The 25,343-nt window shown below is 39.8% G+C and carries 24 protein-coding genes; 7 read left to right on the top strand and 17 right to left on the bottom strand.

Annotated elements, in window-relative coordinates:
* Positions 1 to 103: 103 nt before the first annotated feature.
* From ACFVSW_RS00120 to ACFVSW_RS00085, 8 genes are all read right to left on the bottom strand, one after another.
* A complete protein-coding gene (locus tag ACFVSW_RS00120) occupies positions 104 to 1,378 on the bottom strand; it encodes an L-cysteine desulfidase family protein (RefSeq protein ID WP_387310889.1) in 1,275 nt (424 codons plus the stop codon).
* Between the two features lie 236 nt (positions 1,379 to 1,614).
* Entirely contained in the window at positions 1,615 to 2,346 is a 732-nt protein-coding gene (locus ACFVSW_RS00115; protein WP_387310887.1) for a gamma-glutamyl-gamma-aminobutyrate hydrolase family protein, read from the bottom strand.
* Between the two features lie 192 nt (positions 2,347 to 2,538).
* Positions 2,539 to 3,570, bottom strand: a complete 1,032-nt coding sequence (locus tag ACFVSW_RS00110) for a threonine aldolase family protein (protein ID WP_387310885.1) — start codon at positions 3,568 to 3,570, stop codon at positions 2,539 to 2,541.
* A gap of 220 nt (positions 3,571 to 3,790) precedes the next feature.
* The gene (locus tag ACFVSW_RS00105; protein WP_387310883.1) at positions 3,791 to 3,970 is read right to left on the bottom strand and encodes a DUF2187 family protein; all 180 of its coding nucleotides are present in this window, start codon (positions 3,968 to 3,970) and stop codon (positions 3,791 to 3,793) included.
* 57 nt (positions 3,971 to 4,027) lie between these two features.
* The gene (locus ACFVSW_RS00100) at positions 4,028 to 4,342 is read right to left on the bottom strand and encodes a thioredoxin family protein (protein WP_024028214.1); all 315 of its coding nucleotides are present in this window, start codon (positions 4,340 to 4,342) and stop codon (positions 4,028 to 4,030) included.
* Between the two features lie 104 nt (positions 4,343 to 4,446).
* Entirely contained in the window at positions 4,447 to 5,964 is a 1,518-nt protein-coding gene (gene opuFB, locus ACFVSW_RS00095) for an osmoprotectant update ABC transporter permease/substrate-binding subunit OpuFB (RefSeq protein WP_387310881.1), read from the bottom strand.
* A complete protein-coding gene (locus ACFVSW_RS00090; protein ID WP_387310878.1) occupies positions 5,957 to 6,925 on the bottom strand; it encodes an ABC transporter ATP-binding protein in 969 nt (322 codons plus the stop codon). Before ACFVSW_RS00090 ends, opuFB begins: the two co-directional genes overlap by 8 nt.
* Before the next feature lie 229 nt (positions 6,926 to 7,154).
* Complete coding sequence (locus tag ACFVSW_RS00085) at positions 7,155 to 8,507, bottom strand: S8 family peptidase (protein ID WP_387310876.1); 1,353 nt, start codon at positions 8,505 to 8,507, stop codon at positions 7,155 to 7,157.
* A 361-nt stretch (positions 8,508 to 8,868) separates the two neighbouring features.
* On the opposite strand from ACFVSW_RS00085, the gene ACFVSW_RS00080 reads away from it, so the two are divergent.
* Positions 8,869 to 9,114, top strand: a complete 246-nt coding sequence (locus ACFVSW_RS00080; protein WP_387310874.1) for a hypothetical protein — start codon at positions 8,869 to 8,871, stop codon at positions 9,112 to 9,114.
* A 38-nt stretch (positions 9,115 to 9,152) separates the two neighbouring features.
* Here the strand turns inward: ACFVSW_RS00080 and qoxD are convergent, their stop codons facing one another.
* The 5 genes from qoxD to ACFVSW_RS00055 all read right to left on the bottom strand — a co-directional run bounded on the left by qoxD (position 9,153) and on the right by ACFVSW_RS00055 (position 14,298).
* Positions 9,153 to 9,437, bottom strand: coding sequence for a cytochrome aa3 quinol oxidase subunit IV (gene qoxD / locus ACFVSW_RS00075; protein ID WP_387310872.1), 285 nt, complete (start codon positions 9,435 to 9,437; stop codon positions 9,153 to 9,155).
* 2 nt (positions 9,438 to 9,439) lie between these two features.
* Positions 9,440 to 10,036, bottom strand: a complete 597-nt coding sequence (qoxC, locus tag ACFVSW_RS00070; RefSeq protein WP_387310870.1) for a cytochrome aa3 quinol oxidase subunit III — start codon at positions 10,034 to 10,036, stop codon at positions 9,440 to 9,442.
* Positions 10,037 to 10,039: 3 nt separating this feature from the next.
* Complete coding sequence (qoxB, locus tag ACFVSW_RS00065) at positions 10,040 to 11,983, bottom strand: cytochrome aa3 quinol oxidase subunit I (protein ID WP_387310867.1); 1,944 nt, start codon at positions 11,981 to 11,983, stop codon at positions 10,040 to 10,042.
* A gap of 57 nt (positions 11,984 to 12,040) precedes the next feature.
* On the bottom strand, positions 12,041 to 12,958 hold the full coding sequence (gene qoxA / locus ACFVSW_RS00060) for a cytochrome aa3 quinol oxidase subunit II (protein ID WP_387310865.1): 918 nt from the start codon (positions 12,956 to 12,958) through the stop codon (positions 12,041 to 12,043).
* 338 nt (positions 12,959 to 13,296) lie between these two features.
* Positions 13,297 to 14,298 carry an LLM class flavin-dependent oxidoreductase gene (locus ACFVSW_RS00055; protein WP_387310863.1) on the bottom strand — a complete coding sequence of 334 codons (1,002 nt, stop codon included), beginning with the start codon at positions 14,296 to 14,298 and terminating at the stop codon, positions 13,297 to 13,299.
* A 146-nt stretch (positions 14,299 to 14,444) separates the two neighbouring features.
* Here ACFVSW_RS00055 and ACFVSW_RS00050 point away from each other — a divergent pair, with 146 nt between their 5' ends.
* The 4 genes from ACFVSW_RS00050 to ACFVSW_RS00035 all read left to right on the top strand — a co-directional run bounded on the left by ACFVSW_RS00050 (position 14,445) and on the right by ACFVSW_RS00035 (position 18,224).
* Positions 14,445 to 15,263: a S1C family serine protease gene (locus tag ACFVSW_RS00050; RefSeq protein WP_387310861.1), complete on the top strand. Its 819-nt coding sequence runs from the start codon at positions 14,445 to 14,447 to the stop codon at positions 15,261 to 15,263.
* A gap of 217 nt (positions 15,264 to 15,480) precedes the next feature.
* Entirely contained in the window at positions 15,481 to 16,464 is a 984-nt protein-coding gene (locus tag ACFVSW_RS00045; protein ID WP_387310859.1) for a ring-cleaving dioxygenase, read from the top strand.
* Positions 16,465 to 16,620: 156 nt separating this feature from the next.
* Positions 16,621 to 17,604: a GMP reductase gene (gene guaC / locus ACFVSW_RS00040; protein WP_387310858.1), complete on the top strand. Its 984-nt coding sequence runs from the start codon at positions 16,621 to 16,623 to the stop codon at positions 17,602 to 17,604.
* A 170-nt stretch (positions 17,605 to 17,774) separates the two neighbouring features.
* The gene (locus ACFVSW_RS00035; protein ID WP_387310856.1) at positions 17,775 to 18,224 is read left to right on the top strand and encodes a S1 domain-containing RNA-binding protein; all 450 of its coding nucleotides are present in this window, start codon (positions 17,775 to 17,777) and stop codon (positions 18,222 to 18,224) included.
* Positions 18,225 to 18,310: 86 nt separating this feature from the next.
* Here the strand turns inward: ACFVSW_RS00035 and ACFVSW_RS00030 are convergent, their stop codons facing one another.
* From ACFVSW_RS00030 to ACFVSW_RS00015, 4 genes are all read right to left on the bottom strand, one after another.
* Positions 18,311 to 19,675 (bottom strand): Nramp family divalent metal transporter, encoded by a 1,365-nt coding sequence (locus ACFVSW_RS00030; RefSeq protein ID WP_387310854.1) that lies wholly within the window; start codon positions 19,673 to 19,675, stop codon positions 18,311 to 18,313.
* 259 nt (positions 19,676 to 19,934) lie between these two features.
* Entirely contained in the window at positions 19,935 to 20,990 is a 1,056-nt protein-coding gene (locus ACFVSW_RS00025) for an ABC transporter substrate-binding protein (RefSeq protein ID WP_387310852.1), read from the bottom strand.
* An 82-nt stretch (positions 20,991 to 21,072) separates the two neighbouring features.
* Entirely contained in the window at positions 21,073 to 21,924 is an 852-nt protein-coding gene (locus ACFVSW_RS00020) for an ABC transporter permease (protein WP_387310850.1), read from the bottom strand.
* The gene (locus ACFVSW_RS00015; RefSeq protein ID WP_387310848.1) at positions 21,902 to 22,693 is read right to left on the bottom strand and encodes an ABC transporter ATP-binding protein; all 792 of its coding nucleotides are present in this window, start codon (positions 22,691 to 22,693) and stop codon (positions 21,902 to 21,904) included. Before ACFVSW_RS00015 ends, ACFVSW_RS00020 begins: the two co-directional genes overlap by 23 nt.
* 207 nt (positions 22,694 to 22,900) lie before the next feature.
* Between ACFVSW_RS00015 and ACFVSW_RS00010 the strand changes: the two genes are divergently transcribed.
* Both ACFVSW_RS00010 and ACFVSW_RS00005 read left to right on the top strand, forming a co-directional pair.
* Positions 22,901 to 24,496: an ATP-binding protein gene (locus tag ACFVSW_RS00010; protein WP_387310846.1), complete on the top strand. Its 1,596-nt coding sequence runs from the start codon at positions 22,901 to 22,903 to the stop codon at positions 24,494 to 24,496.
* A complete protein-coding gene (locus tag ACFVSW_RS00005) occupies positions 24,493 to 25,179 on the top strand; it encodes a response regulator (RefSeq protein WP_387310845.1) in 687 nt (228 codons plus the stop codon). Before ACFVSW_RS00010 ends, ACFVSW_RS00005 begins: the two co-directional genes overlap by 4 nt.
* Positions 25,180 to 25,343 lie beyond the last annotated feature (164 nt).

The raw sequence follows: 25,343 nt of genomic DNA, 5'->3' as shown, positions 1-25,343 counted from the left end.
AATTTATTTTAGCTTTTTCTTACTATTCTTGCGGCTGCTCAAACACAAAAAAAGCCGGCTAAGGACCACCGACTTCTGTTCAAATATATTGAATACTCTCCTATTATTTCTCCATCATTAATTTTAAAATAAGATCATCCGTTTGCCTCGTTCCTTCATTTCCGAGTTTGCAGAAACTCTCGATGCTTTTTTCGACGTCGTCGTGGATAAAACCATCGGTTGATTTTATTTCTTGGTGGTTCAGAGCCAACAAAGCTGATTGTACGGCGACATTTGAACAAGTCGACACTTTCATGGCACAACCTGCCTTAGCCCCATCGCAAATCATACCGGATACGTTTCCGATTGTATTTTGAATCGCCGCTTTAACTTGCTGAAGACCCCCGTCAAGCAAATAAACAATCGCACCACTCGCACCCATCCCTGCTGCCGTAACACCGCATAACGCAGAGAGACGGCCAAATTTGGATTTGATATGAATGGTGATTAGATGACTTAAGGCAACCGCGCGAATCATCTTCTCCTCGGATACTTGCAGCTTTTCTGCCGCGGCGACAACAGGAAGTGTAACGGCAATACCCTGATTTCCACTCCCCGTATTCGCCATCACTGGGAGTGTCGAACCCGCCATTCTGGCATCAGAGCCAGCGGCAGCAAGTGACATGGCCACGGTGGCTAAATCATCGGATAGAATTCCTTTTTTCACATTTTCCTTAATCGTTTTACCAACATTTAGACCATAATTACCAGAAAGCCCTTCTAAGCCAATCCTTTTATTAAGTACGATACTCTTTTTTATAAGCGTTAAGTCGTTAAGATCCGCAGTTAAAACCCAATCATAGATTTCATCAATTGTAAGTGTTTCCAATTCCTCTTCATCTGTTTGGATTCCGATATTCTCACATCCGCCCAGGTATACTGCTTTCCCATCTACCTCGATTAAAGTGATATTGCTATGATTATCCGAGATCACTACTTTAGCAGTCTGCTGATCTGTTTCCACTATGACTTCAATATAAAGTCTTTTTGGTGAATCCGCTTGGCCGGCAGTTACCTTCCCCGCCTCAATTAACGTTAATGCCGACTGTTGATCCTCCATTGTGAGCCCATCTAAAATCTCTAATTTCTTTTCCGGGTTCCCAGCTGCCGCTCCGAGGGCAGCCGCGAATTCAAGACCCTTAGCCGACATGCCAGGAATTCCAACGGATTTTGCATTTTTAATGATATTTCCACTAGCTTTTACCGTTATTGCCTGTATTTGTCCATTTACATAGCTCTTTGCCGTTGCGGCAGCTAAGCAAATAGCTACTGGTTCAGTGCAGCCAAGGGCAACAACTAATTCTTTTTCCAAAACAGCTAATATTTTATGCTTCCCCATTTTATCCCCCTTGGTTAAGATAACTTTTCTAACATTTTATCACAATAGCACCAAAGGTCTTAAGTTATTTTCTTCCTATCTTTCGTAATTGGGCTCGAGATCACGGAGGTTGATAAGATTAAGAAGGTATTTTATCAAGGGGTGCATGTAATAGAGCGCGGATAATCTTCTTGAAATATTAAAAGAAGAAGGCAATCATTGAGATTCCCTTCTTCTCATTGGCCTGCTCTCAACCATTACGAATCCGATCGCTTTGGGCAGCTTTTAATAAATTCCGCAAACAAATTATTCATGGCCTGGTTTGTACTTGCCATCGATTCAGGATGCCACTGAACACCAATCATAAATGCGGCCGGATTGATATACTCTACAGCTTCTATGATCCCGTCGGATGACTGTGCGACGATTCGTAAATCGGATGCTACAGTATCAATTGCTTGATGATGCAGACTATTAACTCTTATTCGTTCAGAACCTACTATTTGAAATAGTTTGCTATCTTTGGTAATAGTCACCCAATGGGAATCCCTATATCTATCTATCTTCTGTGTGTGTTGGATGGAGTCTTTGACTTGACTCGGGATATCCTGGATCAATGTTCCACCTAGGGCTACATTCAATATTTGAATACCTCTGCAAATCGCAAGCAGTGGAATATTATTTTTTAGGGCGTATTCCACAATAGCTAACTCTGCAAAATCCCTCTCTAGAATGACCTGACCTAGCTGAGGGTGTGGATCCTGATAGAAAAATATTGGATCGACGTCCTCTCCCCCACTGAGGATAATTCCATCGCATATTGGTAGTGTTTCCAACGACATATCAGGGTTAATAAAAGGAAGGATAATTGGTATACCGCCATTAGCGGCAACACTTCGATGATAATCATGGTGCACATATACCCCTTCCATATTTTTGTTATGGCTTATATATGCACCTGTTATGCCAATAATTGGTTTCTTGTTCATCTTTCTTCCCCCTAAGGAATATTCCGTACCATTTTACTATAGGGGATAAAGTAACTTTTCACAATATTCCCTTAAATATTTTTCCGGGATAAAAAATACGCTTATTTCAGTGGCCAATTTATAGTTTATGCCATTACTTTTTTGGTCATCCTGAAAAAAAACCTCCATTTTTAGTTCAACTTCTATGTTAATTTATTTTGTAAGTTCCTTTTTCAAATCCTTAATAAAAGCGGCGACCATATCCTCTTTTGTTGCCCAAGAGGTTACAAGGCGAATCGCCGAGTGATCGGCATCAACTTGTTCCCAAACATGAAAGGAATATTTCCTTTGAAGTTCGATAATCAATGCATTCGGCAGGATTGGAAAGATTTGATTGGATGGTGATTCGGTCAGAAATAGAATTTTTGCTTCGCTTATTTCAGTCCTAAGCATTTCCGCCATCTTGTTTGCATGCGCAGCCAAGTCAAAGAACAAATTGTCGCGGAAAAGTTCAAGAAATTGTATCCCTAACAGTCTCCCTTTTGCAAGCAGGGCACCCTTTTGCTTTAAATGATAGCGAAAATCTTCTTTAAGAGCATCACGACAAATCACTAACGCTTCCCCTATGAGTGCTCCATTCTTGGTTCCGCCAATATAAAAAGCATCCACAAGTCCTGGGAGGTCACTTAGTAAAATGTCATTTTCTGCGGAACAAAGCGCTGATCCTAATCTCGCTCCATCCATATACAAAATAAGCTGGTTTTTGTCGCAGAAATTCCTTAATTGCACCAGTTCATCTTTCTTATAAATCGATCCTATTTCTGTCGAATTCGAAATGTAAACGAGCTTCGGCTTCACCATGTGCTCATCTGGATGTGCCTTGAGTACAGCTCGCAATTGTGCCGGAGTCAGTTTTCCATCTTCTGTTTCAATAGAAAGGATTTTATGTCCTGTTGCTTCGATTGCACCCGTTTCATGACCCAGAATATGGCCAGTACTTGCGGAAATCGCTGCTTCATGCGGTCTTAAGAAAGCTGAAATAGCGGTTAAATTCGTTTGTGTTCCGCCTGATAATATGTGGATATCAACATCAGTGCTCCCGATTTTTCCCTTTAAAAGTTCTACAGCTTTTCGGGTAAATCGGTCTTCGCCGTAGCCCTCCTCCTGCTCGAAGTTGGATTCCACTAAAGCATTCAATATTCTAGGATGTGCGCCTTCGCTATAATCATTCTTAAAGCTGTACATTAGAAATAGCCCCCCTTTTATTTTTTTACATTGTATCATTATTTTTATTAAAACATAGCTATCAACGACTCGGCGAATTTCTAGCGGCAGCATTGCAAAGTATGAATAATTACACTGTTTTGCAATCAAATAAAGAAGACACCATCCAATTTTATGGATAGTGCCCAATCCTGTTTCAAGTTGAACAATAATGTTCTAGAGATACCATCAACTGTTCTACTTATTTTTTGGTAATTTTGTAATTTTTATGGTTAACGATAGTCGTAAGTGGTTCATCTTTGGCTTTGGAAAAACCGTATTGAACTATTACGGAATTTTCCCTAATGCCTGAAACGACACCTTCGAGGGTTTTTCCCTCACGTTTAAACGAAATCACATCGCCAATTTTTGCCGTGGCCATCCCATCACCTCGCAATTATAATCTCCAAAAGGGCTTAAGAAATACAATGAATAGTAATCAGAAATTGTTTAAGAATTCTCTAACTTGATCTTGTGTTTTGGCGTTGGCACTATGTAAATGAGCTAATTTTTCGCCATTTTTAAATACTAATAAAGAAGGAATCCCCATGACATTTTGTTCCTCAGAAATTTCCGGAAACTCATCACGGTCAATTTTTATCCACTGTTTGTCTTGATTCTCTTCGATAACTTCATCGATGAACATCGCTAACCGTTTGCAGTCCGGACACCATGTGGTGGTAAAGATGCCTACTGTTAATTCATCGTTTGCGATTTGATCCCGATATTCTTGTTCTGTTTTGACTTCCCTCATATTCTATCTCTCCTGCTTCATGGTAGTGTTTTTATGCTCTGTCTTAGATTAAAATCATTTAACCTAGAAAGCAAGGAATTCATCCTTAATTTGAATAAGTATAATTATTTAATTAATCCCTCTTCTTGTAAAAATTGCTTGGCAACATCTTTGGCACTTTTATTGTTGACATTAACTTGATAATTCATCTCGCGCATTTGATCATCCGTTATTTTTCCCGCAAGCTTCTTTAAAGCAACTTCGATTTCCGGATATTTTTGCGCCGTTTCCATTCTTAATAAAGGTGCCCCTTGGTAAGGAGGAAAAAGATGCTTATCATCCTCTAAAACAATTAGGTTATATTGCCTTAATTCACTATCTGTTGAGTACGCATCAACCAAATCAATATCCCCTGATTTAATCGCATTGTAACGGAGTTTCGGCTCCATCGTAATGACGTTAGCAAATTCGATGCCATAAAGTTTTTGAATCCCGCGATACCCATCCTCACGATCGGCAAACTCCAAGGTAAAACCGGCCTTTATGTTGCTGCTCATTTTCTGCAAATCAGAAATTGTCGTTAATCCTTCCCTATCAGCCAAAGGCTTCGGGACAGCTAAGGCATACGTGTTGTTGTAACTCATTGGTTCTAACAATTCCATATCATATTTTTTTAACATGCCAGTTCGTGCTTGGTCATATACCTGGGCACTGTCCGTACTTACAGCCGTTTCTTTTAAAAATTCCGAAATCGCAGTTCCGGTAAATTCAGGGTACACATCAATGCTGCCTGACTTTAACGCATTAAAAACAAACGAAGTTTTGCCGAGACCAGGCTTAAGGTCGACCTTTAGGTCTGTATCTTCCTCGATAAGCAATTTATACATGTTTATCAAAATTTCCGGCTCTGAACCAAGTTTTCCGCCGATGACAATTTGTTTCTGGTCATGGTTGGTAATCGACGGAATCGCAATGGTCAGGAGGGCTGCCGCTCCTATAACGACAAAAGTAATCAAGGTCTTTTTGAAAGATATTCGTTCAAATTGGCGCAAGCATGTATCAATCAAAATGGCGAGAACGGCTGCTGGGATGGCACCAAGAATTATCAGTGCTGAATTATTTCTGTCAATCCCAAGAAGGATAATGTCCCCTAATCCTCCAGCGCCAATGAGGGCTGCCAATGTTGCTGTTCCGACAATTAACACCATTGCCGTTCGTATTCCCGCCATTATCACCGGCGTGGCGAGGGGGAGTTCAACTTTTACTAATCTTTGTCTACTGTTCATCCCCATCGCTCTTGCAGCTTCGATAAGCGAAGGATCTACCTCTTTGATGCCGGTATATGTATTTCTAAGAATGGGAAGCAGTGCATAGATCACTAAGGCAATGATGGCGGGCACTTTTCCGATGCCAAACAAAGGAATTAATAGACCTAATAGGGCTAATGATGGGATTGTTTGCAGGATGGCGGTAATGCCAATTATCCCTTCAGCAATCCTTTGCTTTTTTGTCAAATAAATCCCGAGTGGAATCGCAATAAGTATAGCAAAAAATAAGGCAATGAGGGAAAGTTCAATATGCTCGAGCAAGGCACTCCACAATTGCGATTGTCTTTCTTTAAAAACATCTGCAAATTTATCCATTGCCGATACCTACTTCCCGCAAACCTTCCGCCATATATTGTAAAGCTGTTTGCCTTGTGATTATTCCAACGATTTGCCCTTCTTTTGTCACTGACAAGCGTTCGTGCACGGTTAACAACATAAGTGCCTCTCTTAATGAGGCTGTTACTGGAATTATTACTGTGGAAGGTGCCGCGCTCTGGCTGGTCATGAGTTGCTCGATGATGTCTTCTAACCAGATATTCTCCTTAACTGCAGCTGAGTGCATCCCGACAAAATCTCGGACAAAATCATTGGCCGGGTTCTCGATAATCTCGTTTGGTGTTCCAACCTGAACGATTTCACCATCTTTCATGAGGCAAATTCGGTCTCCAAGCTTAATCGCTTCCTGCATATCATGAGTAACGAAAACAATCGTTTTATTAATTTTTCGCTGCAGTTCAAGGATGTCATCCTGTAATTTTTCCCTGCTAATCGGGTCAAGTGCACTGAATGGTTCATCCATTAATAATATTCCGGGATCCGAGGCTAGGGCACGTATCACGCCAATTCGCTGCTGCTCACCGCCAGAAAGTTCTTTCGGTTTCCGGCCCCGATATTTTTCCGGCGGCAGTCCAACCATTTCCAACAATTCATCGGTTCGATGCCGAATCTTCTCATTGTTCCATTTTTTTAATTCTGGAACTACCGCAATATTTTCTGCAATCGTCATATGAGGAAATAGCGCAATTTGCTGAAGGACATAGCCCATGTTCCAGCGAAGTTCGTGGATGTTATAGTCACTAATTTTTTTATCATCAACAAAAATGGTACCGTCAGTTAATTCAATTAGTCGGTTCATCATTTTGAGCAGCGTGGTTTTTCCGCAGCCGCTAGGACCAATAATGACAAAAAACTCCCCATCATTAATTTTCAGATCAAGGGACTTGATCGCAGCGTTGCCGTCTTGGTATCGCTTTGTTACCTTTTCAAATCGGATCATTCTCTCACTCCTTGTATTGACTTTTTAGGCTGGAATTCATCTCCATTCAGGGGAAATTTACTCTTTCTACTAAGATAACAGGGAATTGCTTGTTGGGCAAAAGAAAACGCATTTGAATAGTAATATTCAATCCTTCTGCAGCGGGAAAGAAATAAACAAAGCTACCGGAACCGCCGATAGCTTTGTTTATTAATATTTAATTCACTGCACTAACCGCATTAATTAATATTTATTTCAATGCACTAACCGCATTAATTAATCCCTGGCCAGATTTTTCATCGTAACCTGGTTTGAATACATCTTCAGCTGATTTCAAAATGATGTGTTTTACTTGAGCTGGATTCAGTTTATCCTTCCCGTGTTGGGCAATAATAACGCCGGCAAGTGCTGCTACTTTTGGAGCCGCCATTGATGTCCCAGCTTTATAACCGTAACCGCCAGGGACAGTTGCAAAACATAGGTACGAATTATCCCTTCCCTCTTTTGTTTCTGGGTTGTAGTTAGGACCTAAATCCCCGCCTGGAGCCATGACATCAATTTTTCCTACACCATAGTTTGAGTAGTATGCTAGATTCTTCAATTGTCCGCCAGCGGAAACCCTGATTAAGTTCTGATTGCTTGGGCTTCTGTGTGTAGCACCTTTATTATCACCTGAAAGTTTTCCTGGGCTGCTTATATCAACACCGTTATTTCCCGCAGACCCAACAACTGTAACACCTTTCTTTATGGCATAGTTAATGGCGCGATTAAACATTTGTACATCGGCTACAACATCTTTTGTCGCATAATCAGGATCCTGGAACCAATCGTAACCGCCTAAAGACATATTTACGACATCAACATTATCATCGGCAGCTGTCATTAATGCCTCCGCGATATTGGCTGTGGAAGCTTCTCCGGTTGGGCCAAAGACACGATAGGAAGCAACTTTAAGGTCGGGACCAACTCCCATTGTTCTTCCTTTAGCTGCAATTGAACCTGCTACATGTGTGCCATGACCATTTTCGTCCTTAGGGTCCGAATAGACCGGAACAAAGGATTTTCCGTAAGCATAATTTGCTTTTAAATCTGGGTGGGTATAGTCAATGCCTGTATCGATAACCGCAACGACAATATCTTCCCCTGAAACTGGCTTGCCTGTTCCCCCAGGAAGGGTCCATGATTCCCCATTATTTGTTACTTGTTTAATATCCCATTGATTTTGTTCATATAAATCTGGCTTAACAGATGTGGCTTCTTCATAGGAGAACGTTGCTTCAACAGATGGTGCCTCAGCATAAATTTTGTTCTCTGCTCCAGCTTCGGACACGATTGAAGACTTATTAACTTCCTTTAGAAAATTAGGATTACTGGAGGAGACCTCAACAGCACCTAGTTTTTCCAGCCTGTTTTGAATCTGGCCGCCAGCTTTTTTTACTAAATCCTCATAACCTGATGGCAGCTTAGCCTCATCTTTAAAAACTACTATGTATTTCTTTTCAACTGATTGTGCATGTCCTACACCTGCACCACTAGCAAAAACCGTGGATGCACATAACGATAAGCTAAGTGCACCTGCAAAAAATCCTTTTTTAATTGACATAAAAAAACCTCCTTTTTAATTTCTAATTTTCATTATATTGCAAATCAATTTTTCGACAATCTTCATTTTTCGACAGCAAAAAAACTACATAACCTACTTAAGGATTGTATAAAATGTATTTTTTTCCATTAATCTACGAAAATTTAGGATAAAGGAAATATACTTTCGGAGGGATTGCTTGCAGATTTTGTCGAAAGAATCAATCTAATTTCTTAGCTTATTCCCCCATGTTTAGAGGTACATAAAATAGTATAAAGATCCACAAACATTTAATTATAACCTCTTTCTGATAATTCATAAAAATTAATTTTGACAATTTTGTGAACAAGAGGAATAATATATAGAAAGGGGGATGAGAAAAGTGAAATTAAATGTAAAAATCTTGAATACTGTAAAGGTATCCGGAAGTATTTTACTAACACTTGGCATTTTAACTTTTTTCTATAGTTTCTTTGTAAACGATTACAGAAATTTAGCAGGCATTTCCATCGGGATCATAATGGGCGCCGTTTTCATCTTTCTCATGGGTGTGTTTTTCGTTGCAACAGAAGAAATGCTGAAAACATCAGATAAAGGCATTCATTTAGAACCAACTAAAAAAAATTAGGAGCGTCATGACAATGACGCTCCTTTTTCGTTGCTCTATTAAATATAACCCCAAATCATGCACAATAATGTACCAAAAACGGTGACCAAAGCAATAATAAGTCCGTAATAGACGTTTGTATATATAGCTCCCTTATCTTTCGTTTCACCAGCATGCATGAATACTACAAGCTGTACGGCAGCTTGAATGAAAGCAGTCACAAGGAGAATCGTCATCCCAGTTGTTATGGACATGTCTAAAAAATATACAGCCAGCGCGATTGTGGTAAGGAGGATTGAAAAGACAAACCCCATCACCTGCTTCATCGGGAATAATTCTTTCATGTTTACATCATTCCTTTCAGATAGACGAAGCTGAAAATAAAGATCCAAACAACATCTAAGAAATGCCAGTAAAGCGAAAAGATAAATGATTTATTCGCTGTCTCAGGGGTTAACCCGCGCTTTTTCACTTGCAAAATGATAAATAATCCCCAGAATAAGCCAAATGTCACGTGCGCTCCATGTGTGCCTAATGTCGTTAAGAGTGCAGCAGTGAAGGCACTGGTTTGCAGACCTGCCCCAATGTGCACATAATGAACAAACTCAAAAATTTCAAAACCCAAGAACCCAAGACCAAGGAGCAGTGTAACAGAAAAGAATGCCATCATCGCTTTCTTATTGCCTAGCCGCATTGCATGAATCCCAAGGCCAATCGTAAAACTACTTGTTAACAGCAGAAAGGTTTCAATTAGGACGGGAGTGATTTCGAAAATCTCTGCCCCTGTTGGGCCGGTTCCCGTACCGTGCATTAATGTGAAATAGGCTGAGAAAAGCGTTGCAAACAGCATAATTTCTGCTCCAAGGAAAATCCAAAAACCCAAGATTTTATTACTATTTTCTTCCGTACTATATTCAAGTGGCAGCGAGTTATCTATTTTCATTTGTTAAGCACCTCGCAAATTATTTTCTGTCTCTTCGATTTCATCAACGGAAATGTAATGGCCATGATCTTTTTCAAAAGAACGAAGTCCCATACATACAAAAATTCCGATAGTTGTCAAAATAAGTGGTATCCATAAGCTGAATACAAAGGAAAATCCCCAAACAAAGAAAATACAGCTCATGATAAACGGTACACCGCTATTATTTGGCATATGAATTTTTTCATATTCACCTGGAAACAATTCATGACCATGTTTCTTTGCATCCCATAATGCTTCAGATGAATTCACATGCGGCAAAATGGCAAAATTATATGAAGGGACTGGCGTATGTGTTGCCCATTCTAATGATCGTGCATCCCATGGATCTGCTGAAATATCCCTTGAAGCGTAGCGAGTGCTGTAGTAGATGTTGTATACGATTAACGCAAACCCTACTGCAAGTCCTGCTGCACCAATAAACGAAACCATATTCCACGGTCCAAATCCAGTTGATTCGGAATAAGTGTACATCCGGCGCGCCTGCCCATCCAAGCCAGAGAAAAACATTGGGATAAATGCCAATAAGGTACTCATGGAAATAATCCATGCAGACAACTTACCAATTTTTTCATTTAACATAAATCCAAACATTTTTGGCCAATAATACGTAAGACCCGCCAACATGGCAAATACAACACCAGGAATAATTACCATGTGGAAGTGAGCAACTAAGAACATTGTGTTATGGTACTGATAGTCTGCAGCAGACATACCAAGCATAACACCTGTTACCCCGCCGATTGTGAAGGTCGGGATAAATAGTAGTGAATATAGCATCGGAGTCGTAATCTCAATTTTACCTTTCCAAAGTGTAAACAGCCAGTTGAATATTTTTACACCTGTCGGAACAGCGATCGCCATAGTGGTAATCGAGAAGATACTATTTGTTAGTGCCCCTTGACCCATGGTAAAGAAATGGTGCGTCCAAACTAAGAATGATAATAGGGAAATGATCACCATTGAGCCGACCATTGATTTATATCCATAAAGATTTCTACGAGCAAAGGTTGAAATAACCTCACTGTAAATCCCGAATGCCGGTAAAATTAAGATATACACCTCGGGATGTCCCCAAACCCAGAAGAAGTTCGCCCAAAGCATATCCATGCCGCCATTCGTCGTGGTAAAGAAATGCGTTCCAAATAAACGATCCATGGTTCCCATTGCAAGTAATACGGTTAATACTGGGAACGCAAAAACGATGATCGCATTCGTTACTAATGAAGCCCACGTGAACATCGGCATTTTCATCAATGTCATCCCTGGTGCTCTCATTTTTAGAATGGTCGTGATAAAATTGATCCCAGTCATTAAGGTCCCGATACCGGCAATTTGAATTGCAATCATATAATAATTCGTCCCTACCGATTCACTAAAATCGGTACCTGCCAGCGGGAAATACGAAGTCCATCCGGCGTCAGGTGAGCCTCCGATAACAAAAGAAATGTTGAAGAGCATGGCACCCATAAAAAACAACCAGAAGCTTAAGGCATTTAAACGCGGGAACGCTACGTCGCGCGCCCCTATTTGTAATGGCACAACAAAGTTCATTAATGCCATAATAAATGGCATCGCCATAAAAATAATCATGACGACTCCGTGTGTAGTGAAAATTTCATTATAGTGCTGAGCATCTAGCAGTTTGTTATCAGGAACAGCCAGCTGTGCCCGCATCATAATTGCGTCCACCCCACCCCGGAATAACATTAGAAGTGCAGAGATTAAATACATAATCCCAATCCGTTTATGGTCAACTGTTGTTAACCATTCTTGCCATAGATAACCCCACTTTTTAAAATAAGTTATCCCGGCGATGATGGCGATAACTGTTAGACCAATAGCAACCATCGAGGCATAAATCACAGGACTTGGATTTGGGATGGCAAAGCGATCAAAGAAATCCATACTAATTTGACTCCTTTCAGGAGAATTTTTTTCCAAACGTTTCAAACTTTAAAACTATTAATGGTGATGATGTTCTGATTCTGAACTAGTTTCACTTGCTTTTTCATCTTTTTCCATGTTCATAGAATGACCTGAACCATGATTGTGTCCACCATGTTCACCTTCAGGCGGCGGCAAAAATCCTAAATGGGTTCCAGTGTACGTGGACTGCCCCAGGTGACCAGGTTTAAGTAATTCGGTAAATTTGTCTTCTGTCAGAGGTTTTGCGGTTTTCTTAACCTCTTTAACCCATTTATCAAATTCAGTCTCAGGCATTGCCTTTACATTAAATGTATTTTCAGCGAAGCCCTTCCCGCTAAAGTTCGCATTACGTCCCATGTATTCACCTGGAACATCCGCTGCTAAGTGCAGCGTGTTGACCATGTCAGACATGGCATATTTTTGTCCGCCAAGCTGTGGTATCCAGAAACTAGTGATGGGACCATATGAATAAAGTTTAAATTCAATTGGACGGTCTGTTGGAATATACAAATAATTAACTGTTTCAATGTTTTCTTCCGGATAACTAAAATGCCATTTCCAATTTGAGGAGGATGCGTAAATTATTAATGGTTCTTTATCACCATACCCCGCCGGTTTCGCTTCAACTTTATAGTTACTTTGAACAGATACAATTGAGAGGAAAATGACAATTAGTACTGGAATTCCCACACAAATGGTTTCAACCAGCAAACTCCCTTCAATATGGGGAGGCTCATAATCTTTACTTTGTTTCGATGCACGATATTTTGTCAGCATAAATATCAGGATACCAAAAACGGCCAGAACAATAATCGACATAATTCCGATTGACAGCATAATGTCCTTGGATTGTGTGGCTGCCTGCGGTCCTTTAGGGTCCAAAACCTTTAACGGTTCACAACCCGTTAGCACAGTGGCTATAGTAAAAAGAAGTGACAATAAAGCCCATTTCATTTTTTAGTAATTCCCCTTTCTATTATTCTAGAAAACCTTTTTTAGATTAATATGTGATATAAATCACACTCTTGAATATATCTTAATACCAAATCGTTAGAAAGGACACCTCCAAATGAAATGTGTCACTGAATGTTCATATTCACCTTTTCAGAATAGAATTATTGGGCAAATCATTAGCTTTTTGAATGAAAATTTACTATCATAGAGAGTTTTGGTATTCGATAAACTACGAAAAGGATGGCTAATATCAGGATAACAATAACAAAGGCACCATCCAATTTTCGGATGGTGCCTGACACTTTTTTCTCCTTCAACAGTGGGTAATTATTATTTCATCATTTTCCATCTACCACTTCTTTCAGAATTTCATACGAACGTTTTTGTTTATTAGGATCGTAAATATAGGACACAGCCATGATTTCATCTACGTTATATTTTTCTTGAAAACGGCTCAACTGTTGTTTGACTGTCTCTTTGCTTCCCAATAATGTCACACTTGACATCGATGCGGCCATTTCTTTTTCCATTGGATTCCAAAGCACATCCATGTTTTCAACGGGCGGCTGTAACGGATTCCGCGAACCACGTACCACATTCAGGAAAAATTGGTGCTTCGTTGTTGATAACCAATTGGCTTCTTCATCTGTTTCCGCTGCAATGACATTTAAACAAACCATCATATATGGTTTGTCCAAATACTCTGACGGCTGGAAGCGGTCACGATAAATCGAAATCGCTTCTTCCATGAATCTTGGTGCAAAATGGGCGGCAAATACATAGGGAAGACCCATTTTTGCTGCCAAATAAGCGGAATCCGTGGAAGATCCAAGGATATAAATCGGAATATTTGTGCCTGCACCTGGATAGGCTCTCACATAACTTTGCTGTTCTTCAGGACCAAAATAGGTAAGTAATGACTTAACATCATCTGGAAATGTATAAACAGAATCATTTTTCGAGCGTCTTAGGGCATTGGCTGTCATCATATCGGTGCCAGGTGCGCGGCCCAGACCTAGGTCCACGCGATTCGGATAAATCGTGGCCATCGTTCCGAATTGTTCAGCTACCACTAACGGAGAATGGTTAGGAAGCATAATCCCGCCAGATCCCACACGAATGTGATTGGTATGCTCTAATGTATGTTTAATCAAGATTGACGTTGCTGAACTGACGAGCGTCGGAGAGTTATGATGTTCCGCAATCCAATACCGTTGATACCCCATTTTTTCCGCTGCTTGCGCAAGCTCCACCATTGCCTCAATGGCTTGCTTAGAGGTCTGTCCCTCCCTTATCGGGGCTAGATTTAAGACAGATACTGGTATTTGAATGTTTGCCATTTAGATTTGTCCTTTCATAAAAAAGATTACTACTATCTATAGTATCAATTGAAATATAAGAAACAAACTTAAATGCTTAAATAAGCTAAATCATTTATCAAAACTGATACAATAGGAATATACAACCATCTTATGAGGTGTAATAAATGGAGAAGGAAAATAAGGATTATAACCAAGAACAGCTGGATGAAGAAATGGATTGGGAAGCCTTCTTTGCAGGTGAAGAGCCTCAAGAATGGGAGAAAGAAAAAGCACAAAGAAAAAGGCGGAAAAGAGTAATCGCTAAAATAATTAGTTCACTACTCGTGTTTGCTTTATTAATAAGTGGATTAGGGATGTGGTTTGATGTCTTTAATCTCCCGGCAATCCGTTTTATTGAGGTGTCAAATAGGCTTTCGAAAAAAACAGAAGTAAGGGAATACAAGAAATCTGTTGTAACCCTTGAATGGAATGGGATAAAAGGCACAGGCTTTACTATCGCTTCCAATGGGTTAATCGTGACAAATGCACATGTGGTTGAAAATACAGAAAGAGTAAACGTACATTTAAGTACAGGGGAATCCTTTGTTGGAAAGGTCATCGCAAAACATCCAGAATTTGATCTTGCGATTGTTGATATCGAGGCGAAAAACCTCCCCGTTCTGCCGCTTGCCGTTGAAAAAGAGTGGGAGCAGCGGAAAGGCGAGAAAATTACCTTTATTGGCAACCCGCTAGCCTTTACCCAAATAGCGAATGAAGGCACGATTGTCGGTAAAGTCCTGTTAAAAGACTTGGATGCTCCGGTTATGATGATTAAGGCACCCATCTATAAAGGCAATAGTGGAAGTCCAGTAATAAATCAAAATGGAGAAGTAATTGGTGTCATCTTCGCCACGATACAGGACCCTAATATTGAAACAAAAGAAACTCTTGGGGCTGCAATACCTTCCTTTTACATACAGACAATCCTGGATGAAATCAACTGATGGAGGGGGACAGGCACCTTGTCCCCTCCTATCCATTGACATTAATCATAAACCATGATATTATTTATCTCGAATTAAAGATATTTGAAATCAAGGCAGTTGCTTATGCGAATTTATTAACTGCATTGGTCCTAGATTCCCTATTTCCTGAGTAGTGAACAGGCACAAATGGAATCATATAAATACACATAAATTGAGATTTGTTGGAGGAGATAAAATGAACGGACTAAAAGGAATTCACCATGTTACAGCGATTACCAGCAGCGCAGAAAAGAATTATCAATTTTTCACCTATGTTTTAGGGATGCGTTTAGTAAAGAAAACGGTCAATCAAGATGACATTCAGACCTATCATTTATTTTTTGCCGATGATGCTGGCAGCCCTGGTACTGATATGACTTTCTTTGATTTCCCCGGAATTCCTAAAGGTGTACATGGGACGAACGAGATTTCAAAAACTTCTTTCCGTGTACCAAGTGATGCTGCCATCGAATATTGGCTAAAACGCTTTGATCGTTTAGAAATCAAGCATACAGGTATCAAAGAACAATTTGGTAAAAAGACGCTGTCTTTTGTCGATTTTGATGACCAACAATACCAATTGATTTCAGATGAAAATAATCAAGGGGTTGTGAGCGGTACGCCATGGCAAAAAGGACCGATTCCATTAGAATTTGCAATAACTGGATTAGGACCCATCTTTGTTCGCGTGGCAAACTTTGATTACTTTAAAGAAATGATGGAAAAAGTTCTGTTATTTAAAGAAATTGGTCACGAAGGTTCTTTTCATTTATTTGAAGTCGGTGAAGGCGGCAATGGAGCCCAAGTAGTGGTCGAATATAATACGGTTCTTCCTCCCTCCCAACAAGGTTTTGGTACCGTTCACCATGCTGCCTTCCGTGTGGAAGACCGTACTGTTTTGGAAGAATGGATGAAACGGATTGAAGGCTTCGGGTTTGGTACCTCTGGATTTATTGACCGTTTCTTCTTCGGGTCATTATATGTTAGAGTGGCACCGCAAATTTTATTTGAATTTGCGACAGACGGACCCGGATTTATGGGAGATGAACCGTATGAAACACTCGGAGAAAAATTATCACTGCCTCCATTCTTAGAACCAAAACGAAATCAAATTGAGAAATTTGTTCGCCCGATTGATACCGTAAGAAGTACAAAAGAATTAGTGAAAGAATACAATTAACCTTTGTCAATCCAAATAAAAAAGCCCACTGGGCTTTTTTATTTTGTCTCCTCCCCCCTTTTTTCTTTGACATCCTTTTAAAAATAATGTACATTACCAATGTACGAACGTTTTTATTATAAATTACTTAAATATTCGTGTTTAGGGGTGCGATTTATGGAAAATGTATTTGATTACGAAGATATTCAGTTGATTCCAGCAAAATGTATAGTAAATAGCCGATCTGAGTGTGATACAACTGTAACATTGGGCGGCCATAAATTTAAATTACCCGTTGTGCCTGCCAATATGCAGACAATCATCGACGAAAAGATATCGGTTTATTTAGCGGAAAATGGCTACTTCTATGTGATGCATCGTTTTGAACCAGAAAAGCGCATAGCTTTTATTAAAGATATGAAATCCCGCGGATTAATTGCCTCGATAAGTGTTGGCGTCAAAGAGGAAGAATATCTATTCGTCCAGCAATTAGCAGAGGAACAACTTTCGCCTGAGTTCATTACCATTGATATCGCACATGGTCATTCCAACGCTGTGATTGAGATGATTAAGCATATTAAGAAGCATTTACCGCAAAGCTTTGTTATTGCTGGAAATGTCGGAACTCCTGAGGCAGTAAGAGAATTAGAACATGCCGGTGCAGATGCAACCAAAGTGGGCATTGGACCTGGAAAAGTATGTATCACCAAGATTAAAACTGGCTTTGGAACAGGCGGCTGGCAATTGGCAGCACTGCGTTGGTGTGCCAAGGCAGCAAGTAAGCCTGTTATTGCTGACGGCGGGATTCGGACCCATGGTGATATCGCTAAATCCGTCAGATTTGGTGCCGCGATGGTCATGATTGGATCCTTATTTGCTGGACATGAAGAGTCACCAGGAGAAACCGTTGAGAAAGATGGCAAGCTTTACAAAGAATACTTTGGTTCGGCATCGGAATTTCAAAAAGGTGAAAAGAAAAATGTTGAAGGCAAAAAAATGTTTGTCGAGTACAGGGGTTCTTTAATCGATACTTTGATTGAAATGGAACAAGATTTGCAATCCTCTATTTCTTATGCTGGAGGAAACAAATTAGAATCCATCCGTAATGTTGATTATGTCGTGGTAAAGAATTCCATCTTTAACGGGGATAAGATATATTAATAATCATAAATTTTAACTAGATGAGCGGTACTTTGGTACCTGCTCATCTTTTTGCTTTCTGAACAATACAGACGATATTCCATTTTAATCATAAATAGTGGAATTGATTTTTTTAAAAAGTTTGTTATAATTATAAGTTGTTAACTTTATTGAGGGGGAACAATAATAATATGTCAGTAGAAGTCGGCAGTAAAGTCCAAGGAAAAGTAACAGGAATCACTAATTTTGGAGCGTTCGTTGAATTACCAGGAGGCTCCACAGGTCTTGTCCATATCAGTGAGGTTGCAGAAAGCTATGTAAAAGATGTTAATGACCATCTCAAGATTGGCGATCTGATTGAAGTAAAGGTGATTAGTGAGAAAGACGGAAAAACTGCCTTATCGATAAAAAAAGCAATAGATCGACCAGAGGGACAACCCTCTTCTTATTCACAACGCCCGCCGCGGCAAGGAAGAGTGGATAGTCGTTCAAAAGACTTCCGTTCAAAAGGAAGTTTCAAACCAAAGGAAAATTTCGAAGATAAGATGGCTAAGTTTTTAAAAGCAAGTGAAGAAAATCTATCTAGCCTCAAGCGAAACACGGAAACAAAAAGAGGCGGTAGAGGCGGAAGACGCGGGTAACCCGTTCTAAAAGTTGAGGCATCTCGTCTCCTCTTTCATTCCTATTTAAGATACGAAAAAAGATCGCCTTTTGGCGATCTTTTTTTCTAACCTAATTCTTGACCGGTAACAATAATATAACCGATTAAAAATATATTCAATGCCACAATCACAACCGTACAAACCCATGCCAATATTTTTACTGGTAATTTATTGGCGAATTCACCCATTTTCTTTTTATCACTTGTAAATAACACTAAAGGGATAACGGCAAATGGAAGGGCCAAGCTTAATACTACTTGACTCCACAACAATAGTTCACCAGTTCCTTTTGATCCTGCCACCCATGTCACAATAAAGGCAGGAACGACTGCTAATAATCGGGTAATCAAGCGGCGAAGCCATGGTGAAATTCGTAATTGAATAAATCCTTCCATGACAATTTGCCCGCTTATCGTTCCAGTTATCGTCGCATTTTGCCCCGAAGCAAGTAATGCAACTGCAAATAACGTACTCGCAATCCCTACACCTAATGTTGGACTTAATAATTCATAGGCTGCTTCAATTTCTGATACATCTAGATTTGTTCCATAAAAGGCAGCTGCTCCAAGTATCAGAATAGCTGAATTAATGAAAAAAGCACCTGTTAAAGAAAATGTGGAATCAATTAACGAAAATTTAATTGCCTCTCTTTTTCCTTCGATTGTTCTTTTGTATTGTCTTGATTGAACAATGGAGGAATGCAAATATAAATTATGCGGCATGACCGTTGCTCCTAAAATCCCGAGTGAGATAAAGAGCATGCTTGGGTTTGTGACAATTTCCATTTTCGGAACAAATCCACCAAACAATGCCGAAATTTCCGGTTTAGAGACAATCACCTCAAAGACAAATACGACAAAAATAGTTACCATTAACACGATGACAATAGATTCAATTATGCGAAAGCTTTTCTTTTGTAAGTAAAGCAGGAGCAATACATCCAAGGTAGTAATCGCAATCCCTAATAATAAAGGAATACCGAACAATAAATTTAAGGCAATTGCAGAACCGATGACCTCTGCTAAGTCAGTTGCGATAATGGCAAGTTCCGTAAGGATCCAAAGGAAAAAGCCAGTTTTCTTTCCCGTTGCATCTCTTGTTGCCTGTGCCAAGTCCCTTCCCGTTACAATCCCAAGTTTTGCTGACAACGCCTGCAAAAGCATGGCAATTAAATTAGAAAGAAGAATGACAATCAACAGAGTGTAACCAAAACGTGCCCCTCCAGCAATCGATGTCGCCCAGTTTCCTGGATCAACATAGCCAACGGCAACTAGGGATCCTGGTCCGGCAAACGCCAAAAGCTTACGCCAAAAGCCGCCTTTGGTTGGAACACTCACGGTGCTATTAACCTCTTCTAAACTTTTATTTGAGCTTTTCTTTAGCCAACCCTGCTCTTCCATTGCAGGTTTTGTTTGCGTTTGAGTACTCATCAATCATTCCCCCTTTAAAAATTGCATCAAACTAAATCAGTTTCCTTAATGCAACTTTTTAAGAAATCTCGTTTACTCATTTATATATATGCAAGTATAGTAACATGGTTTCTTGTACTTGTAAATATTTTTTGCCTGCGCGCAACTTTTTGTTTTAAACGAAACTTTAAATGCAAAAAGTGTCAGGAACCATCCAAGTTTTTGGACGATGCCTGACACTTATTTATTGCTTTTCTTAAAAAGAATGAAGATGTTGCTTTTATTTTACTTTGTCAACGAATTTATTTGTATAGGTTTTGCTTAAGTCGATTTTCGCTTCTTTTAGTTTTGGCTTAAATGTAGTTAATATTTCGTACACTTTGTCCGGTCCATCGGCAGGCATTTTCCCATCAGGTGAAAACATCGACATGCTGGCTTCTAACGCCTTCAAATATAAATCCTTATCCCCTGCATAATATTCCTTTGGTAGTTGGTCAGCAATTTCTTCGGCGCTGTGTGAGTTGATATATTTCAACGTTTTTACAAAAGCGTTCGCTAACCGCTGCGCTACCTCTGGATTCTTTTGAACATAATCGCTGCTCATGTACAAACTTGAAGCTGGATAGGTGCCACCTAACGTCTCCTTTGTTCCATCAAGACTTTCCATATCCTTGAGAGAAGTAGCAAGACCTTTTGCTTCTAGCAAGGCAATCGTAGGCTGTGATGTAACGGCTAGTTGAATCGTCCCCTGCTCCATTGCCGCAATCAAGGGGCTGCCTGACCCTACAGGAACTGGGACGTAATCCTGTGGACTATTCCCGCCCTTTGTCACCAAATAACTTGCTAAAAAGTTTGTTGAAGCACCTAAACCTGTAACTCCAATATTTTTCCCTTTAAGATCTCCTAAGGATTTGATTTCATTCTTTATCTTATTCGAGACCATTAATCTTTGACCAGGAACTAGTCCAAATTGGACAACGGTTTGAATATATTTTCCTTGTGATTGAATATCGATGGTGTGATCATAATACCCTACTACACCTTGAACCTCACCAGCGATTAAGGCCTGCTCTGAATTGACTCCTGAGGCTGTACTCGATAGCTCCACATCAAGTCCTTCTTCTTTAAAATAACCCAAATTCTCCGTTAATTTAGCCGGGCTGTAAATGATTTTTTCCATACCGCCGACCATTATTTTCACTTTTGGAAGCTTTTCAGAAGAAGAATCGCCATTTTTTGATCCGGCTGTCTTTTCAGTATTACTGCAGCCAGCCAAATACAGCCCAAGGAGAAGGACAAAACAAGTTCCTAATAGTGTAAATTTTTTCATTAACATTTAACAATCCCCCATTTAATTAAAAGTTGTTTTCTAGTTTTACCTGCGGAATCACAAGTACAATAGCTTTAGGAATTTTCCATTATTGACGGACAAACCGCCAAGCAACAAACCGTTTCTCGAGTTTACCTACACCCCAAGTGGCTAGTAATGAAGTAATCGATAAAATCACCATTCCAGCGAAAACACCGGTTGTATTAAATGCACCTTGAGCTTGAGCAATAAGAAATCCCAACCCTTTTGTCGAACCGATAAATTCTCCGACAACAACACCCACAAGGGCGAAGCCAAAACTCGCATGGAGACTTGATAATATCCATGTCAATGCGGAAGGAATAATAACATGTTTGGCCAACTGCTTTTTGTTTGCCCCCAGTAAACGAGCATTATTTAGCAAGTTGCGATCGACCTCGCGTACTCCTTGAAAGGCATTGAAAAATACAATAAAAAAGGTAAGTGTTACGCCAAGCGCTATTTTCGAAGGCATTCCTAATCCAAACCAAATGATAAAGATCGGTGCTAAAACAACCCTTGGCAAGGCATTTAGCATTTGAATATAAGGTCCAAAGATAACAGCAAGAATATCATTGCTTCCTAACGCATAGCCTGCAAGTACCCCTAAAATCACACCGATTATAAAGGATAGAATCGTCTCTTCAAAGGTTACGACGAAATGTATATATAGCGGACCTTGGCTCGTTCCTTCGAAAATCCATTCTTTAATCTGATTTACAATCGCACCTGGACTGGAAAAAAAGAATGGATCAATGTATCGATTAGAGGCCAAAAACTCCCAAGAACCGAAAATAATCACTGCTACTGCAATTTGCAGGCTTAGGTTTCGTATCTTGATTTTTGCTGCTTTCATTTGTAATTCTTTTTTGCGAAGTAAAACTTCATCCTGTTTATTGTCAAGCATTGTTTGCGTGTGCATAGCTAATGAACACCTCATCTCGTAAATCATTCCAAATTTGCTCATGCAGTTTCATGAACTGTGGGTCAAAGCGAATTTCTGATACATTTCGCGGTCTTGCCAGATCGATACGATAATCCCCTTTTATCGTTGCCGCCGGGCCAGCTGTCAACACGATTACTCGATCACTTAGGGCAATCGCTTCTTCCAAATCGTGTGTGATGAAGATGACAGATGCTGAAGTTTCTTCCCAGATAGATAGGAGTTCATTTTCCATTAGCGCCCTCGTATGAACATCTAGAGCAGAGAAGGACTCGTCCATTAACAGGATTTCAGGCTGCGTGATTAAACATTGCGCCAAGGCAACCCTTTTTCTCATTCCTCCTGAGAGCTGGTGAGGATAATGTCCTTCGAAACCTTTAAGCCCCACCTTCTCAATCCATTTCCTTGCTTCGCTATAGGCCTCTTCTTTTTTGACACCATCTAATCTTAAACCGAGAGAAACATTGTCAATTACCGTTTTCCATGGAAAGGCATTCTCCGTTTGGAAGACGCATGCTGCATGTTTGTTGATTCCTTGCAGTTTTGTTCCTTGAATTTGAACCGTTCCTCTTGAAGGTTGTTCAAAACCAGCGATTAAATTTAATGTCGTTGATTTCCCACATCCTGTTGGCCCAACTATGGAACAAAACTCGCCTTTCCCTACTTTAAGATTAATATTGTTTAAGACCGTGTGGATCTCGCCAGAAGGCTTGATAAACTCCTTACTGGCCCCGATTAATTCAATCATTTTTTACCATTACCCCCTTTTTGATAGCGCTTACCAAAATATTATAAGAATTTTCAGAAAGGTGATATATTATGGTAAATAGTTCAATAAGAACGATTTTTACAGTTTTGGCGATATTGGCAGCGAAAAAGGCTTTGTGTGTTTACTTATTATTGTTAAACTGTTTGTATATTCTTTCTTTTTGAAAAATTATAAAAGGTGAATGGCATGCAGATTATAAAAAAAATGACACTAAGAAGTAAAATCAATTGGCTTGTTTCTTTCAATATTCTTTTCGTCCTGATTCTAGTCATTTCGGCCTTTTCCTATATGTTTGTTTCTAATAAATTTACAGAAACCGGCGAACGAGCCCTTACTTTAGCCAAAACAGTTGCCAGTTTACCACAAATTATTAATGCATTTGATGAACAACATCCATCTTTAGAAATTGAGCCAATTGTAGAGGCAATCCGCTTGAAAACCGGAGCAGAATTTATTGTTGTCGGAAATATGGAAACTCTTCGCTATAGCCACCCGAATCGGGCAAGAATTGGAGAATATATGGTGGGCGAAGACAACGATATTGTTCTTAAAGGCGGAGAAAGTATCACAAAAGCAAAAGGAACACTCGGATACTCGATACGGGGAAAAGCACCCATCTTTGACCAAAATCATCAACAAATTGGAATTGTCTCCGTCGGTTTTCTTGATAAAATTATTTGGCATCAACTATACCCGTTTTTAGGAAAATTCATCGGCATTGGGCTGATTACCCTACTTTTCGGTTTGACAGGTGCCTATTTCTTATCTGGCCATGTCAAAAAACAAATTTTTAATTTGGAACCTTATGAAATAGCCTTTGAAATGGAAAAGCAATCTGCCATTTTCGAGGCCATTCGTGAAGGAGTTATCGCAGTCAATAGTGATGGAATAATTGTTACATGCAATCGTGAAGCAAAAAAAATGCTTGGGATGGACGATAAGGAACTAATCGGAACCAAACTTGCAGCGATTTTACCGATGAGCAGTTTGCCTGATGTTCTCCAAAAAGGAATTCCTCAAAATGATCAGCCGATGATTGTCGGCAATTCGCTTGTCATTTCTAATTGGGTACCAGTCATAATGTCAGACAAAGTGATTGGTGCGGTCAGCACTTTTCGGGACAAGCTTCAACTTGAAAAAATCGACCAGCATTTGGACGATATTGGAAAATACGTTGATACATTACGGAGTCAAAGACATGAATACATGAACAAATTACATTTAATTTCAGGACTGATCCAAATGTCTGAATATGATTTGGCAGAATCGGTTATTAAACAAGAAAATGAAGACTATCAACATACAATCCAGTATTATTTGACAAAGGTCCGCGACCCGGCGATTGCTGGAATCTTAGTTGGTAAAGCACATCGAGCTCAGGAGCTTGGAATTCACTTAAATATTATTAACGAATCCTTTGTGTCTGAGAACTGCCCATATCGAGAGATTGTCATTACGATATTAGGGAACCTGGTCGAAAACGCGTTCGAAGCGATTCAACTATCCGGTTTTCAGCATGAACATAGTCTTGTGTCCATTTTTATTAAAGAAGAAATAAATAAACTAGAAATACATGTTAATGATAACGGACCCGGAATAGATTCAGCGATCAAAGATTCACTATTTAAAGATGGAATTACGACAAAAGGGAAAGGACGCGGATATGGTTTAGCATTTATTACTCGGTTAATATCAATTATTAATGGATTCATTACCTGCGAGAGTAGTTCAGAAGGAACAAACATGGTGGTAACATTGCCTGTAGGGGAGGAATTGAAATGAGTGGAGTACAGCAACGTGTATTAGTCATTGACGACGATTTCATGATCGCCAATCTTCATGGCAAATATATTAATCAACAGGAAGGATATAAGCTTATCGGGGTTGCCAAAAACTTTGAAGAAACGATGTCCCTTTCCAGCGAGCTCAATCCCGATTTACTCTTGCTTGATGTTTATTTGCCTGATCGTTCAGGTCTTGAAGTATTACGTGACATTCGCTCAAGGAACCTTCCTTGCGACGTCATTTTGATTACAGCCGCAACTGAAATCAATATTATTGAAGAGGCATTTAGATTAGGCATTTTTGATTATTTAATCAAACCATTTAGACTAGATTTATTGAAAGAGACGCTAAAGAAATACAGTCAGTATAAATTCCACTTGCTTTCTAGCAGCCAGCTAGACCAAAATTTTGTAGAAGGTCTGAAAAAATATCGAGCCCCAAAGTCTCATGCAGAGGAACAGATGCCCAAGGGTCTTGACCTCCGCACTTTAGAAAGGGTGAAACAATCCTTAATACAAGATTCTCAGCTGCGCAGTGCAGCCCAAATTGCCCAAATAGCCGGAGTTAGCCGCTCAACTGCTCGTGCTTATTTGGATTACCTAATCGAACAGGAAATTGCTGAGGAATTCCTGCAATATGGAACAGTCGGCCGTCCACAAAGACTTTTCCGCCTGAAATAGCAGTGTCAGGCACCATCCAACTATTGGACGGTGCCTGTCACTCATTTTTTATAATGGCTGTGTTAAAATACTTTGTTGATTTTGAGCACAATGTTGATTGGAGTGGAAGGCGCGAGACTCCTGCGGGAGCAGCGGGACAGGTGAGACCCCGCAGGCGCTTTAGC

The organism is Neobacillus sp. NPDC058068 (assembly GCF_042885335.1).
In the GTDB taxonomy this organism is placed as follows: Bacteria; Bacillota; Bacilli; order Bacillales; family Cytobacillaceae; genus Neobacillus.
Note: the sequence above shows the minus strand (reverse complement) of the source record. Positions and strands in the feature narration are given on the sequence as shown.

What these genes read in the sequence shown, in the direction of transcription:
- ACFVSW_RS00120 (WP_387310889.1), bottom strand. Translation starts at nt 1,378, where the DNA reads ATGGGGAAGCATAAAATATTAGCTGTTTTGGAAAAAGAATTAGTTGTT.
- ACFVSW_RS00115 (WP_387310887.1), bottom strand. Translation starts at nt 2,346, where the DNA reads ATGAACAAGAAACCAATTATTGGCATAACAGGTGCATATATAAGCCAT.
- ACFVSW_RS00110 (WP_387310885.1), bottom strand. Translation starts at nt 3,570, where the DNA reads ATGTACAGCTTTAAGAATGATTATAGCGAAGGCGCACATCCTAGAATA.
- ACFVSW_RS00105 (WP_387310883.1), bottom strand. Translation starts at nt 3,970, where the DNA reads ATGGCCACGGCAAAAATTGGCGATGTGATTTCGTTTAAACGTGAGGGA.
- ACFVSW_RS00100 (WP_024028214.1), bottom strand. Translation starts at nt 4,342, where the DNA reads ATGAGGGAAGTCAAAACAGAACAAGAATATCGGGATCAAATCGCAAAC.
- opuFB (WP_387310881.1), bottom strand. Translation starts at nt 5,964, where the DNA reads ATGGATAAATTTGCAGATGTTTTTAAAGAAAGACAATCGCAATTGTGG.
- ACFVSW_RS00090 (WP_387310878.1), bottom strand. Translation starts at nt 6,925, where the DNA reads ATGATCCGATTTGAAAAGGTAACAAAGCGATACCAAGACGGCAACGCT.
- ACFVSW_RS00085 (WP_387310876.1), bottom strand. Translation starts at nt 8,507, where the DNA reads ATGTCAATTAAAAAAGGATTTTTTGCAGGTGCACTTAGCTTATCGTTA.
- qoxD (WP_387310872.1), bottom strand. Translation starts at nt 9,437, where the DNA reads ATGAAAGAATTATTCCCGATGAAGCAGGTGATGGGGTTTGTCTTTTCA.
- qoxC (WP_387310870.1), bottom strand. Translation starts at nt 10,036, where the DNA reads ATGAAAATAGATAACTCGCTGCCACTTGAATATAGTACGGAAGAAAAT.
- qoxB (WP_387310867.1), bottom strand. Translation starts at nt 11,983, where the DNA reads ATGGATTTCTTTGATCGCTTTGCCATCCCAAATCCAAGTCCTGTGATT.
- qoxA (WP_387310865.1), bottom strand. Translation starts at nt 12,958, where the DNA reads ATGAAATGGGCTTTATTGTCACTTCTTTTTACTATAGCCACTGTGCTA.
- ACFVSW_RS00055 (WP_387310863.1), bottom strand. Translation starts at nt 14,298, where the DNA reads ATGGCAAACATTCAAATACCAGTATCTGTCTTAAATCTAGCCCCGATA.
- ACFVSW_RS00050 (WP_387310861.1), top strand. Translation starts at nt 14,445, where the DNA reads ATGGAGAAGGAAAATAAGGATTATAACCAAGAACAGCTGGATGAAGAA.
- ACFVSW_RS00045 (WP_387310859.1), top strand. Translation starts at nt 15,481, where the DNA reads ATGAACGGACTAAAAGGAATTCACCATGTTACAGCGATTACCAGCAGC.
- guaC (WP_387310858.1), top strand. Translation starts at nt 16,621, where the DNA reads ATGGAAAATGTATTTGATTACGAAGATATTCAGTTGATTCCAGCAAAA.
- ACFVSW_RS00035 (WP_387310856.1), top strand. Translation starts at nt 17,775, where the DNA reads ATGTCAGTAGAAGTCGGCAGTAAAGTCCAAGGAAAAGTAACAGGAATC.
- ACFVSW_RS00030 (WP_387310854.1), bottom strand. Translation starts at nt 19,675, where the DNA reads ATGAGTACTCAAACGCAAACAAAACCTGCAATGGAAGAGCAGGGTTGG.
- ACFVSW_RS00025 (WP_387310852.1), bottom strand. Translation starts at nt 20,990, where the DNA reads ATGTTAATGAAAAAATTTACACTATTAGGAACTTGTTTTGTCCTTCTC.
- ACFVSW_RS00020 (WP_387310850.1), bottom strand. Translation starts at nt 21,924, where the DNA reads ATGCACACGCAAACAATGCTTGACAATAAACAGGATGAAGTTTTACTT.
- ACFVSW_RS00015 (WP_387310848.1), bottom strand. Translation starts at nt 22,693, where the DNA reads ATGATTGAATTAATCGGGGCCAGTAAGGAGTTTATCAAGCCTTCTGGC.
- ACFVSW_RS00010 (WP_387310846.1), top strand. Translation starts at nt 22,901, where the DNA reads ATGCAGATTATAAAAAAAATGACACTAAGAAGTAAAATCAATTGGCTT.
- ACFVSW_RS00005 (WP_387310845.1), top strand. Translation starts at nt 24,493, where the DNA reads ATGAGTGGAGTACAGCAACGTGTATTAGTCATTGACGACGATTTCATG.